The organism is Flavobacterium saccharophilum, from assembly GCF_900142735.1.
Lineage (GTDB): Bacteria > Bacteroidota > Bacteroidia > Flavobacteriales > Flavobacteriaceae > Flavobacterium > Flavobacterium saccharophilum.
In genome coordinates, this window is the sequence record NZ_FRBY01000001.1 from 996,046 (window position 1) to 1,009,446 (window position 13,401).

General features: G+C 32.2%; 11 protein-coding genes. 6 read left to right on the forward strand and 5 right to left on the reverse strand.

The genetic code is table 11. The features are described from left to right. Positions 1 to 129 precede the first annotated feature (129 nt). Positions 130 to 480, forward strand: a complete 351-nt coding sequence (locus BUA98_RS04200; RefSeq protein WP_244279166.1) for a hypothetical protein — start codon at positions 130 to 132, stop codon at positions 478 to 480. A gap of 36 nt (positions 481 to 516) precedes the next feature. Here BUA98_RS04200 and BUA98_RS04205 read toward each other — a convergent pair whose 3' ends face one another. Further along, complete coding sequence (locus BUA98_RS04205; protein ID WP_072970353.1) at positions 517 to 1,437, reverse strand: GYDIA family GHMP kinase; 921 nt, start codon at positions 1,435 to 1,437, stop codon at positions 517 to 519. 140 nt (positions 1,438 to 1,577) lie between these two features. Beyond that, the gene (locus tag BUA98_RS04210) at positions 1,578 to 2,891 is read right to left on the reverse strand and encodes a hydroxymethylglutaryl-CoA reductase, degradative (protein ID WP_072970354.1); all 1,314 of its coding nucleotides are present in this window, start codon (positions 2,889 to 2,891) and stop codon (positions 1,578 to 1,580) included. 181 nt (positions 2,892 to 3,072) lie between these two features. On the opposite strand from BUA98_RS04210, the gene BUA98_RS04215 reads away from it, so the two are divergent. From BUA98_RS04215 to BUA98_RS04235, 5 genes are all read left to right on the forward strand, one after another. Continuing rightward, a complete protein-coding gene (locus BUA98_RS04215; RefSeq protein WP_072970355.1) occupies positions 3,073 to 5,244 on the forward strand; it encodes a S9 family peptidase in 2,172 nt (723 codons plus the stop codon). A 36-nt stretch (positions 5,245 to 5,280) separates the two neighbouring features. Beyond that, entirely contained in the window at positions 5,281 to 6,957 is a 1,677-nt protein-coding gene (locus tag BUA98_RS04220) for a peptide MFS transporter (protein WP_072970604.1), read from the forward strand. 1 nt (position 6,958) lies between these two features. Beyond that, positions 6,959 to 8,446: a peptide MFS transporter gene (locus BUA98_RS04225; RefSeq protein WP_072970356.1), complete on the forward strand. Its 1,488-nt coding sequence runs from the start codon at positions 6,959 to 6,961 to the stop codon at positions 8,444 to 8,446. Between the two features lie 52 nt (positions 8,447 to 8,498). Beyond that, on the forward strand, positions 8,499 to 8,966 hold the full coding sequence (locus BUA98_RS04230) for a thioredoxin family protein (protein ID WP_072970357.1): 468 nt from the start codon (positions 8,499 to 8,501) through the stop codon (positions 8,964 to 8,966). Between the two features lie 220 nt (positions 8,967 to 9,186). Further along, on the forward strand, positions 9,187 to 9,639 hold the full coding sequence (locus BUA98_RS04235; protein WP_072970358.1) for a hypothetical protein: 453 nt from the start codon (positions 9,187 to 9,189) through the stop codon (positions 9,637 to 9,639). 16 nt (positions 9,640 to 9,655) lie between these two features. On the opposite strand, the gene BUA98_RS04240 is transcribed toward BUA98_RS04235, so the two are convergent. The 3 genes from BUA98_RS04240 to lpxB are packed head-to-tail and all read right to left on the reverse strand — an operon-like array spanning position 9,656 to position 13,354. Beyond that, positions 9,656 to 11,692: a ComEC/Rec2 family competence protein gene (locus tag BUA98_RS04240; protein ID WP_072970359.1), complete on the reverse strand. Its 2,037-nt coding sequence runs from the start codon at positions 11,690 to 11,692 to the stop codon at positions 9,656 to 9,658. 45 nt (positions 11,693 to 11,737) lie between these two features. Next, a complete protein-coding gene (locus tag BUA98_RS04245) occupies positions 11,738 to 12,223 on the reverse strand; it encodes a C40 family peptidase (protein WP_072970360.1) in 486 nt (161 codons plus the stop codon). A gap of 12 nt (positions 12,224 to 12,235) precedes the next feature. Then, positions 12,236 to 13,354: a lipid-A-disaccharide synthase gene (gene lpxB, locus BUA98_RS04250; RefSeq protein WP_072970605.1), complete on the reverse strand. Its 1,119-nt coding sequence runs from the start codon at positions 13,352 to 13,354 to the stop codon at positions 12,236 to 12,238. Between the last annotated feature and the right edge of the window lie 47 nt (positions 13,355 to 13,401).

Below are 13,401 nucleotides of genomic sequence, written 5' to 3' on the forward strand. Positions count from 1 at the left end.
AAATGACAAAAAATTACCTTAATAATCAAGTGTTTAATGTTTTTTGTGTTTAACTTTTTTAAAAGAAAGCCTAGAGTATATTCCAAAATAGAGAACCATATTTATGGAATAATAACGGAACTTTTAAAAGTGAGCAGTACCGACATTAATGTCGATGAGCTAGGAGGCAAGTACTATTTAAGTAACGAAGAACAGCATTTTAAAGTGACTATTTTAAGTAACGATTATGTTATCAGGCTAACTAATACTCGTGATTCGGTTGCTGAAAAGTACGATAAGACTTTTGTTGAAGATGTCTTAAAAGCGGTAAAAGAAGAGAAACATCGAAGAATGGAATTGGTATATGATTCCATTAATAATAGCATAGAAAAAATGGCAGAGCGTTTGCATAATACGCTAATTGAATCTAATGAGCAGGAAAGTCAAAAGGTTCGTCGTTTAGAGACAAAAGATATTAAAAACAAAAAAGTGAATTATTAAATTCACTTTTTTGTTTTTAGAATAATTGTTGAGATTTTAAGATTGCAAAATCATTTCATCATAAGTCAGGATCGTTTCGTATCCTTTTCTTATAAAATATTCCTTTGGATTTTCTTTTGAAATTGCCATAACAAAATCACCACCCCAGGCACCAAGACTTTTCACCACGCCATTAAAATCTGGAAAAGCGATTTCTTTAATTGTTGCCAGTTCAAGAATATTGCTTAAATGAATTTCGTGTTTTTCCACAAAATGAGCAAACTCGTTAAGTGTTTTTGCTTCGAGAATAGCTTTGGTGATCTTATTGTTATCCTGAATGTTTTCAGATAAATTTTCATTTTTATTATTGTAATAAGCGGTGATCGCTACTTTACTGCTTTGTTTCTTGTTAAGGTAAACAAAGAATATGTTTTTAGTAAATTCAGGATTAAATGCTACCTTTTCAACGATTGGCAAACTTTTTTCAAGTCGATAGACAATTGGTGTGTTGTTTTGAGCACACGCAATATCATATCCACTGCCTCCAAAACTGTTTTTAAGCAGTGTATAAGCATCAATTTTGGTCCATTGTGCTATATTGTTTAATAGTGTTGAAGATGTGCCTAATCCCCAGTTTTTCGGAAATGTAAGATGAGTACTAATTTCATATCCTTCACTTTTATTTATGAAATCGGCATTTAAAAGATAGGCTTCATGTAATATAGTAATCAATGTCGTTTTAACGGTTTCTGTTTTTGCTTCTACATTGTTTATGATTTCAGAAAAATAAATAACATCTTCAAACCAGAGTTGGTCATCATAATTATAGCTTTTCCAAATAATTTCCTGATTTTGCCCTTCTTTTACGATTAAGTTTTGACCGAATTTTGTGGGTAAAGCAAAAGCTCTTGCTCCATCTAAAACTAAATATTCTCCCGTTATTAAAAGTTTTCCATTGCTGTAAAAGGTTGTTTTCATTCTATATTTATTTCAAGGAAATTCAAATATTTTTAAAATTGCTTCGCCTGTTCGCTAGTGCTCGAGTCCAAAGTCCAATTACTGTAGGGTTGGAATTTGGAATTTATTTAAATTTTAATATTTGGAATTTTTCGATCCAGTTATTTTCTTATGTTTTCAATAAATTCAACTACTGCACTATGAGATACGGTATTTTTCTTGAAATGTGCCTTAATTAAATGACGTTCTTCATCAGTGGCTTCAAATTGATTAATGATGTTATTTAAGTGCATTTTCATATGTCCTTCCTGAATTCCTGTTGTCGTTAACGAGCGTAATGCAGCAAAATTTTGTGCCAGTCCAGCAACGGCAACAATTTCCATTAATTCTTGTGCCGAAGGTTTTTCAAGCATTTCTAAACATAATTTTACCAAGGGATGTAAAGAAGTAAGTCCGCCAACAGTTCCTAGAGCAAGTGGAATCTCTAACCAGAAAGTGAATATTCCGTTTTCTATTTTGGCATGTGATAAACTCGAGTATTGACCATTTCGAGAAGCATAAGCGTGAACACCTGCTTCAACCGCTCTGAAGTCATTTCCTGTAGCCAGAATCACGGCATCAACCCCGTTCATAATACCTTTATTGTGGGTTACGGCTCTAAAAGGCTCAACTTCTGCAATTTGAACCGCCTGAACAAAACGTTCTGCGAAATCCTGCGGATTAGTAATATGTTTTTCGGCTAAATCCTCAATAGAGCAGGAAACTTCAGCTCTTACAAGGCAATTAGGGACATAATTGGACAAAATGCTCATAATTACTTTAATACTTTCGTCATCTGAAAAGAGATCAGACTGCTGAAATTCTTCTTTTAGAGTCGTAGCAAATTGTTCCAGACAGGAGTTTATGAAGTTGGCTCCCATGCTATCTTTCGTTTCAAAAGTAGCATGCAGTTGAAAATAATTTTCAAGTAAACTTCTTTTGTCTTTGAGTTTGATGTCTAAAATTCCACCTCCGCGTTGCTGCATATTTTTGGTAATGCTTTGCGTGTCAGTAAAGAATTTTGATTTTATTTGATCAAAGAAAGATTGTAGTTTATCGGCGTCTCCATTGAATGTAAAATGTACCTGGCCAATCTTTTCTGTATTAATTATAGTTGTTTTAAATCCGCCACGTGTAGACCAATATTTTGCTGATTTTGAAGCTGCTGCAACAACGGAACTTTCTTCAATCGCCATTGGAATCGTTTTATATTTTCCGTTGATTAAAAAATTAGGAGCAACTCCGAGCGGAATATAGAAGTTTGTGATGGTGTTTTCGATGAATTCATCATGCAATTGTTGAAGCTTGTCGTCTGAATTCCAGTAATTTCTTATAATATTTAGGGCTTCTTCAGGAGTTGAAAAATACTCATTTGCGATCCAGTCTATTTTTTCTTTTTTGGATAATTTCGAAAATCCGGCAACAGCGTTGTTCATTCTCAGTATATTAAATAATAATGTGCTGACAAAGATACCAATTTAAGAGTTTTGTTTGCAATCTATTTAAAGTTTGAAAAGTACGCAATCGTTATTTTTTTTAACATTTAACACTTAAAATGTGTATTATGTTTATTTTTTTTACTAAAATTGGGCTCTTTTTATATTTAAAATAATTATAATGAATACAAGTAAAATAACGGTAGTACTTTTATTTTTAGTCGCTACTGTCTTTGGACAACAAAAAATTACTGTCGAAAACATTTATGGCGGGACATTCCGGGCAAAAGGAATGGATGAATTGCAATCCTTAAAAAATACAGATCAATACACTGTTTTGAATGTTGATCAGGCTAGTAAAAGCATGCAGATTGATTTGTATGATTTTGCAACCTTAAAAAAAGTATCTAATTTGATAGATACAAAAAATCATAAGGAACTTTCGACTGGAATTGACAGTTATACTTTTGATGCCTCAGAAAAGAAAATTCTAATTGCTTGTAATACCAATAGAATCTTCCGTCACTCTTTTACGGCAGATTATTTTTTATATGATATTACTTCAAAATCACTAATAAAACTTTTTGATTTTCAGGTTCAGGAACCAACTTTTTCGCCTGACGGAACTAAAATTGCTTATGCCAGAGAAAATAATCTTTATGTATACGATTTAGCTTCTAAAAAAATAACAGCAGTTACTACAGACGGAAAGAAAAATGCCGTAATTAACGGTATTACGGATTGGGTATATGAAGAAGAGTTTGCATTTGTACGTGCTTTTGACTGGAGTAAAGACAGTAAAAAATTAGCTTATATTCGTTTCGACGAAAGTGCAGTTCCTGAATTTTCAATGTCAATCTTTAAAAAAGATTTATATCCAACAGTTGAAACATTTAAATATCCAAAAGCAGGAGAAAAAAATTCAGTAGTTTCATTGCATATATATGATGCTGCTGCAAATGCAACTAAAAAAGTTGATTTAGGAAATTATAATGACTTCTATATTGCAAGGTTACAATGGACAAATGATAATAATGTATTGTCAGCTCAGGTTTTAAATCGCCACCAGGATAATCTTGATTTACTATTTGTAGACGGAACGACAGCTGCTGCAAAAGTAGTTTTAAATGAAAAAGACAAAGCTTACGTTGATGTTACAGATAATTTGACTTTCTTAAAGGATAATAGTTTTATCTGGACAAGTGAAAAAGACGGTTTTAATCATATTTATGTTTACGATAAAACCGGAAAACTTAAAAATCAGGTTACAAAAGGGAACTGGGAAGTTGTTTCATACTATGGCTTCGACGAAAAAACTAAAACTATCTTCTATCAATCTACAGAAAATGGTTCAATCAACAGAGATATTTACAGAATTGGTTTAGACGGAAAAAATAAATTACGTTTAACTTCAAAAGTTGGAACAAGCGCAGCAACTTTTAGTCCTAATTTTCAATATTTCATTACTACTTTCTCAAGTAATTTACAGCCTACAACATATACTTTAAATGAGGCAAAAACCGGAAAAGAAATTCAGGTTATCGAAAACAACCAGGCTCTTGCTGATAAATTAAAGGCATATAATCTTCCTGCAAAAGAATTCTTTGTTTTAAAAACAGCTAAAGGGAATGAGCTTAATGCATGGATTTTAAAGCCAAAAGATTTTGATCCTTCAAAAAAATATCCTGTTTTCATGTACCAATATTCTGGTCCTGGATCTCAACAAGTAAACAACGATTGGAATAATTCTGATGATTATTGGTTTATATCGCTTACTCAACAAGGTTATATTGTTGCTTGTGTAGATGGTAGAGGAACTGGTTTTAAAGGTGCTGATTTCAAAAAAGTTACTCAAAAAGAACTTGGGAAATATGAAGTTGAAGATCAGATTGATGCTGCAAAAGTGATTGGAGCTTATCCGTATGTTGATGCTTCAAGAATTGGAATCTTCGGATGGAGTTATGGAGGTTTTATGTCTTCAAACTGTATCTTTCAAGGAAATGATGTTTTCAAAATGGCAATTGCAGTTGCTCCGGTAACGAACTGGCGTTTTTATGACAGCGTTTACACAGAAAGATACATGCAGACTCCACAGGAAAATGCAAGTGGTTATGATCAAAATTCTCCAATAAATCACGTTGATAAATTAAAAGGTAAGTTTTTATTGATTCACGGATCAGCAGATGATAACGTTCATGTTCAAAACTCTATGCAAATGATGGAGGCTTTGATTCAGGCAAACAAACAGTTTGAGTCTCAAATCTATCCGGATAAAAATCATGGTATTTTTGGCGGAAAGACCAGAATTCAGCTTTATAATAAAATGACTAATTTTATCAAAGAAAATTTATAGAATAACTTTATTAACCTTAAACAAATAATGAATAAGATGGGAGAAACTCAAGTAAAAACTGCGCATCCAAAAGGACTTTGGGTATTGTTTGGAACGGAGATGTGGGAGAGATTCAATTTTTATGGAATGCGAGCTTTATTGACTTTATTTCTTGTGAACTCATTATTAATGAAGGAAGAAGAAGCTTCATTGATTTATGGTGGTTTCCTTGGGCTTTGTTATTTAACGCCAATGTTGGGTGGTTTTGTAGCAGATCGTTTTTTAGGAAATAGAAATTGTATATTATTGGGTGGATTATTAATGGCAGCAGGACAAATGTTGTTATTTACCAGCGGAAGTATTTTTGAAAGTAATTTGCCTTTGGCTAAAATTATTATGTACTCTGCCTTAGGAGTTATTGTTTTTGGTAACGGATTCTTCAAGCCAAACATTTCGAGTATGGTGGGAAGTTTATATCCTAAACAAGAGAAAACAAAATTAGATAGTGCTTTTACTATTTTCTATATGGGAATCAATATCGGGGCTTTCTTAGGTCAGTCGATTTGTCCTTTGTTGGGAGATGTTAAGGATGCTGGTGGTATTAGAGATATCCATGCTTTTAGATGGGGATTCATGGCAGCTTCTTTAGCTATGCTTATCGGAACAGTTCTTTTTTACTTTTTGAAAAACAAATATGTGGTTTCTCCTGAGGGAAGACCATTGGGAGGTTTGCCTTCTAAAAATGAAGCATCAGACTTTGAAGAAGGAGAGGCGCAAAAAGCTAATTTTTCAAATAAAGCTTTGGTAATTGCAGGACTAGCATTTATTGCATTAGGATTCTTTTTTCATTATGTTGTAGGTCAGAATTTGATTTATACTTTGATTTATTCTAGTGGATTGTCATTGGCAGGATTAATTATTTCTGACACTTCATTGACTAAAATTGAAAGAGACAGAATTATTGTAATTTATATCGTTTCGTTCTTTATTATTTTCTTCTGGGCGGCTTTTGAGCAAGCTGGTTCGTCGTTAACTTTTATTGCAGATAATCAAACAGACAGAAACTTCTTTGGTTTTCTAATGCCTCCATCAATGGTTCAGATTTTTAATGGACTATTTGTTGTAATTATGGCGGTTCCTTTTAGTATTTTATGGGATACTCTTAGAGCAAAAGACAGAGAGCCTATTTCTCCGGTAAAATTGGCTGCAGGACTAGTGATAATCTCGATTAGTTTCTTCATGATTGCGACTCAGGTTTCTTACATTGGAACTTCTGGTTTGTTATTGGTAAAATGGCTTATCTTATTATATTTCTTAAATACATGTGCTGAGTTATGTTTGTCTCCAATTGGTTTGTCATTGGTAGGTAAATTATCTCCAAAACGTTTTGCATCATTATTATATGGAGTATTCTTTTTGTCAAATGCTTCTGGTTATGCTTTAGGAGGGACTTTAGGTTCTATCTTGCCTGCAACTGGAGATAAATTTGCAAAAGCAAAAGAATTAGGTATCGATCTTCAGGCAGTTTTAGACAACAAAATTACACCAACTCCTGAGCAATTAGCTTTATTGGATCAACACCAAATTAGTGCTCATAACCACTTTTTTGCCGGATTTGAAATTCATAACTTATATGAGTTCTTTATGGTATTTGTGGTTCTTACTGGTATCGCGGCAATTATATTGTTTGCTTTGACTCCGTTCTTGAAAAAAATGATGCACGGTGTTAGATAATATGGAAAACAATACAATTACTCTAGAACAAATACAAAATTTTGAAGGGAATTACCCAAAGCAATTGTGGTACTTGTTTTTGGTTGAAATGTGGGAGCGTTTTTGCTTCTACGGAATGAGAGGTGTTTTAGCAGTTTTCATGGTAGATCAATTAGGTTTGGTTGAAGGGAAAGCAAATCTTCAATATGGTGCTGTGCAGGCATTTGTTTATGCTTTTACATTTATTGGGGGAATTTTTGCTGATAAAGTTTTAGGTTTTAAGAAGTCTCTTCTTTTTGGAGGGATCGTTATGATTTTGGGTAATTTACTGATTGCTGCAAATCCGCATGATTTCTTTTATTATGGTATAACACTTTCTATTATTGGAACTGGTTTTTTTAAGCCAAATGTTTCTTCAATGGTTGGGGAGTTGTATCACGAAAATGATGGACGCCGTGACGCAGGTTACGGATTGTTTTACGCGGGAATCAATATTGGCGGAATGCTGGGAGGTGCTATTCCTATTTATTTAGGAAAAAACTATTCCTGGAGTTTATGTTTCCTTTCCGCAGCAATTGTTATGATTATTGGTGTTGCAACTTTTCTTTTGACGAAAAAATATCTTGCCCCAATTGGAAATTCTCCATTAGAAAAACAGACAGCTAAAAAACGAAATCTTTACGAAATCGCAGTTTATGCAGGTTCTATAGTTATAATTCCGTTTGTTTACATAATGGTTATAAATTCTGATTATACAGAGTATTTTATGTATACGATAGGGATTTTGGCTTTAGTATATTTTTTATATGAATTAATAATGATTAAAGAGAGCAAGCAACAGCTTAAGCTGTTGGCGGCATTTATCTTTATTTTTGCATATTTTATGTTTATGGCTATCTCAGAACAATCAGGTGGTTCGTTGTCCTTGTTTGCAAAAGATAATTTATCTACTAAATTGTTGTTTTTTAACATTGATCCAAATGTGGTAAATAATAGTATAAACTCATTATATGTTATTATTTTTAGCCCATTAGTTGGATTCCTATGGATATATATGGCTAAGCGAAAAATTGAGCCAAATACGATTATTAAATTTGGTTTGTCATTTCTTTTACTGGCTGCAGGATTCTTTATTTTTTATGCTGCCAGATTTTTTGTAAATAAAGATGGATTAAGTTCTCTAGATGTTTTTGCTTTAGGATACCTTTTATATACGCTTGGAGAATTATGCATTGGGCCAATCGGAATGTCTGTAATTACTAAACTATCTCCTAAGCGATTGTTTGGAATGATGATGGGATTATGGTTTTTATCAAGCGCATTCGGTCAGTTTGCTGCAGGTAAATTAGGAGCTGAAATGTCAGATGCAAATACTGGAACTACTTTAATGTCTAAGTTGATTGCTTATACTGATGGATATTATCAATTGGCAATTTATGCAGTAATTGCCGGTGTTGTTTTAATAATTGCTATGCCGTTAATCAAAAAATTAATGCAAGAAGTAAAATAGGCGACATTTAGCAATAGATATTTTGTTTAAATTTGTAGAAAATTAATGCAGCATGAAAAAAATATTTTTGATTACCTTGTTTTTAACTGGTGTTTTTTCAATACAGGCACAGGAGCTAAAATGGTATACAGATGTAAGAGAAGCTATTACTGAAAGTAATAAGGTACATAAGCCAATGTTGATGTTTTTTACAGGAAGCGATTGGTGTGGATGGTGTATTCGTTTGCAAAATGAAGTTTTAAAAACGCCTGAATTTACAAAATGGGCAGCTGAAAATGTAGTTTTAGTTGAATTGGATTACCCGAGAAGAACACCTCAGGCTCCGGAAATAAAAAATCAGAATAACGAATTGCAACAAGCTTTCGGAATTCAGGGGTTTCCTACGATCTATTTTACAAGTGCAGAAGCAATAGACGGAAAAGTAAATTTTAAAGGTCTGGGACAAACAGGTTATGTTGCTGGTGGTCCAACAGCATGGTTAGCAGTTGCTAATGGAATTGTAAATCCGAAAAAATCTTAATAGATAATTTTTTTAATAAAACATGTGAAATCCCTATACTATGTATGGGGATTTTTTTTGTTTAGTAAGAAAAGGTGTCTTTAATTTTGTTTCAAATTGTTGATTTAATATTTATTTATAAGTAAAAAAACACATAATGTATTTTTTGTATTAATTAAAATTGGAAAATTAAAATATTATGTTAATTTCGTCGTACTAATCTAACCAAAACCAAGATAATATGACCAAAAAATTACTTATCCTACTATTTTTTTTAGGTTCATTTTTTACGCATGCTCAGAATTTAGTTTGGAGAACTAATATGACTGATGCAATCGCAATTAGTAATGAACAGAGAAAACCAATGTTAATTTTATTCACTGCCTCAGGTGTACCGGAAAATCTTCAAAATGAAATCTTCAAAACACCAGACTTTGCTGTTTGGTCACGTGATAACGTCATTTTAGTGAAGCTTGATTTGTCTGATTCATCTGCTTCAGATAGTGATAGAGAACAAAACGTAAAACTTAAAAATGCTTTTGGCGTTGAAGAACTGCCTGAAGTTTGTTTTGCACTGGCATCAATCCGTAAAACCAAAACTACTTTTAGTGCTTTGGGAAAAATTGCCTATAAGCCAGGTGGAGCAAAAGCATGGATAGCAGAATCGAATGCACTTTTACATCCAAGTGAATAATATTTTAATTATTTTTTTAGTTTAATCTATAGAATCCCTTTTCATTTGTAGAGTGAAAAGGGACTCTTTTTTTATAGCAGGAAGTTTTCCATTGTTGTTGAAATGAATACGAGTTTGTACCATCTCCTATAACTATCTTTGGATGTAAGTCTTCTAATACGCGATCTGCGTTTATTTTTGGAGACGCTATCAATATCAGGATATCTGGTTTAATTTTCTTAGGGTAGGTACCGGAACTGTCTATCAGCAAAATTTTCTTCCCATCAAAAAATAATACATTTTTAATTTTATTTATCGATTTCAAAACTCCAAAATTGGCAACTAAATAGACTTGTAAAGCGTCGTTTTTTGATTCTTTTTCGTATTGCAGATTATTTGTGAAAAGTATCGTGTTTTTACCTCTTCTTTCCGTAATTAAGGTTTTTTTCTTGGAATGAAAAACAATAAGTTCATGCTTGCTTTCGATTTCTCTTTTAGTTTGAATGAAAGAAATCTGAACCAGAATTATAGTGACAAGTACAATAATACGTTTGTTATGATCAGGTTTTTTTAACCAAATGATACTTGCTACTAAGAACAAATAAAAAGAAATTAAGTGATAGCAATTAAAACTTATGTTTTTAATTACAAATGATTCGAAAGAAGCCACATAATGAATAATCTGATTTAATAGAAAAATGCTTTTTTCAAAAATTTTAATTATAATTATGGGGCAGCTTATAAATACCGAAATAAGCATTACCACGATGCCAACTATCATTATAAAAGATAACACGGGTAGAATTAGAATATTGGTCACAAAAAAGAGTGCCGGAAACTGATGAAAATAATAGAGGCAAATTGGGAATGTACCAATTTGAGCTGCGAATGAGACGGTAAGAGCTTCCCAGATATATTTTACTATTTTGTTTTTCGGGAGCCAAATGTTTTTCAATAATGGCTGCAGCCAAAGGATCGAAAATAATGCGATATAACTTAATTGGAATCGGGCGTCAAATAAAAAATAAGGTTCAAAGAGTAATATCAGTAAGATAGAAACCAGTAAAGTGTGATAGGTATTGCTGTTTCTATGCAGATGACTTCCTATTGCTAAAAACGAAAACATGACTACAGATCGTAATACTGGCGGCGAGAGTCCCGAAACTATTGCAAAAAGTGCCAATGAAATAATAATGGTACTTAATTTTAGTAGTGAGCCTTTTTTTGTATTCTGAATAGGTTTTAGAATGAATAATATAAACAACATTATAAAACCAACATGCAGCCCTGAAACAGACAAGACATGTGTAACCCCAGAATATTGATAATCTTGTTTAATTTCTGATGAAATTTCTTGTTTTTGACCTAAAATTAAAGCTAGTGCAACGTTCATTTCGGTTTTGTTGAATTTTGCCTTTTCCAGATTATAAATAATCCTCGAATGTAAGTGCGACGTATAAAACCAGATATCTTTTTTGATCTTTGTATTGACGGCAATATTTAATTTTGAAGTATAAATTTGAGCATAGATTTGTTTGTTAGCGAGATATTTTCCATAATCAAATTGATTTGGATTTTTTGGAAGGCTATTGTGTTGCAAAATAGTTTTTACACGAATACTGTTTCCAACAAATAAAGAATTCTTAATGCTATCCTTTGCTACATTTACAATGATTCTGCCAGAGTAGTATTTATTATCAATGTGATTTATAAGACCAATATATTGATCATTATAATCATTGCCTTTTGATTTTTCTCTGATGGTTATACTAATATAATGCGGGCTTTCAAACGCATTTTTGTAATGGATATAATTTGACTCTTGAAGAGAATCTGTATTGATTGACAAAGCTATTACACCGATAAAGAACGAAGTATAAAAAGTGCTTAATCCGAAGAATATATTTAGGTTTTTATTCTTTTTTGAGAAAAGGTAAAAAATGGAAAGAAATAATAAACCGACGAAAAGATATAATACTGAAATTGTAATCGGGGGTATCCAGTAATATGCTCCTATAATACCAAAAACGAAGCTAAAAGTTATTTTAGCCAAAGGGAAATCTAATACTTTCATTGTATAAAAGTATTAAAAATTTGTAAGAAAAATAATATATTTTAATTAATCAACAACTCTGTTAATCTGAGCAAAAGAATTTTTGTAATACGGCTCTTTTGTCGACGAAATTATGACACCTTTTGAAGTTGAAGAATGGATAAATTTTATCTCGTCTGATTTTACTTCCGTAATTAATCCAACATGATTGATTTGTTTGCTTTTATTGGTTTTGAAGAAAATTAAATCGCCTTTTTGAGCATCATCAATATTGATTATTTTTCCAACTTTAGATTGTTCATAAGAACTTCTGGGTAGTTTTATGTTTTCAGATTCAAAAGAAGTAAATACTAATCCTGAGCAATCAAATCCGCTTTTTGTAGTTCCGCCAGCTTTGTATTTTACTCCAATATTATCAGTTGCATTTTCAATTAAATGATTGACAATGTATTTATTTTCTCGTTTTGTTTCTTTTTTACTTACTGCATTTGAAGTTGATTTACAAGATGTAAAAGCAAGAGTTAGCAGAAGAAAAAGGAGTATTTTTTTCAAAACAAGAAAAATTTAAAGTTGTTTTAAATCAGCTACAATTAGTTTAGCCGTTTTTTTACTGGCGCCAACTCCTCCTAATTTTTGCTCTAAAATATCATAATTTTTAAGAAGTTTTTCGCGATACTGAGGTTCAAGTAATTTTTGAAGTTCCTCTTTAATACGTTTCGTGTTGCAATCAGCCTGAATTAGTTCCGTTACAACTTCCTGATCCATAATTAAATTGACTAAAGAAATGTATTTTAGCGTAATAATTCGTTTTGCAATTTGATAAGAGATATTGCTTCCTTTATAACAAACCACTTCAGGTACTTTAAAAAGAGCGGTTTCTAGAGTTGCAGTTCCTGAAGTTACCAAAGCAGCGGTAGAAGAACGTAATAAATCATAAGTTTTATTCGAAACAAATGCGATATTTTCGTTAGAAATAAATTGCTTATAAAAATCGTATTCCTGACTTGGTGCACCTGCAATTACAAATTCATAATCCTTAAAGTCGTAAACAACACTAAGCATTACACTAAGCATTTTAGTAATTTCCTGTTTGCGGCTTCCAGGTAAAAGTGCGATAATAGGTTTGTCTCCCAATTGATTTTCTTTTCTAAAAACGGCTTCATCAAAAGGAGGCTGATTCTGGATAGCATCAATCAAAGGATGTCCAACAAAATCTACTGGAAAGTTATGTTTGTCTTCATAAAAGCTTTTCTCAAAAGGCAAAATCACAAACATTTTGTCGACATCTTGTTTGATGGCTTTTATTCTGTTTTCTTTCCAGGCCCAGATCTGAGGTGAAATATAGTAGTGTGTTTTGTAATTCAGCTCTTTAGCCCATTTTGCAATACGCATATTAAAACCAGGATAATCAATAAATATGATAACGTCAGGTTTGAAGTTTAAAATATCTTTTTTGCAAAAAGTAATATTGCTTAAAATGGTTTTCAGATTAAAAATAACTTCAACAAAACCCATGAAAGCCAATTCGCGATAGTGTTTAACTAAAGTTCCTCCGGCTTTTTGCATCAAATCACCTCCCCAAAATCTAATTTCTGCCTGAGGATCTTCCTCATATAATGCTTTCATTAAATTAGAACCATGTAAGTCTCCGGAAGCTTCACCAGCTATGATGTAATATTTCATATGATTTTTTTTGACAGTAGTTTCTGTTTTAAACACAGAAATTATTT

What these genes read in the sequence shown, in the direction of transcription:
- BUA98_RS04225 (WP_072970356.1), top strand. Translation starts at nt 6,959, where the DNA reads ATGGAAAACAATACAATTACTCTAGAACAAATACAAAATTTTGAAGGG.
- BUA98_RS04230 (WP_072970357.1), top strand. Translation starts at nt 8,499, where the DNA reads ATGAAAAAAATATTTTTGATTACCTTGTTTTTAACTGGTGTTTTTTCA.
- BUA98_RS04235 (WP_072970358.1), top strand. Translation starts at nt 9,187, where the DNA reads ATGACCAAAAAATTACTTATCCTACTATTTTTTTTAGGTTCATTTTTT.
- BUA98_RS04220 (WP_072970604.1), top strand. Translation starts at nt 5,281, where the DNA reads ATGGGAGAAACTCAAGTAAAAACTGCGCATCCAAAAGGACTTTGGGTA.
- BUA98_RS04240 (WP_072970359.1), bottom strand. Translation starts at nt 11,692, where the DNA reads ATGAAAGTATTAGATTTCCCTTTGGCTAAAATAACTTTTAGCTTCGTT.
- lpxB (WP_072970605.1), bottom strand. Translation starts at nt 13,354, where the DNA reads ATGAAATATTACATCATAGCTGGTGAAGCTTCCGGAGACTTACATGGT.
- BUA98_RS04205 (WP_072970353.1), bottom strand. Translation starts at nt 1,437, where the DNA reads ATGAAAACAACCTTTTACAGCAATGGAAAACTTTTAATAACGGGAGAA.
- BUA98_RS04210 (WP_072970354.1), bottom strand. Translation starts at nt 2,891, where the DNA reads ATGAACAACGCTGTTGCCGGATTTTCGAAATTATCCAAAAAAGAAAAA.
- BUA98_RS04215 (WP_072970355.1), top strand. Translation starts at nt 3,073, where the DNA reads ATGAATACAAGTAAAATAACGGTAGTACTTTTATTTTTAGTCGCTACT.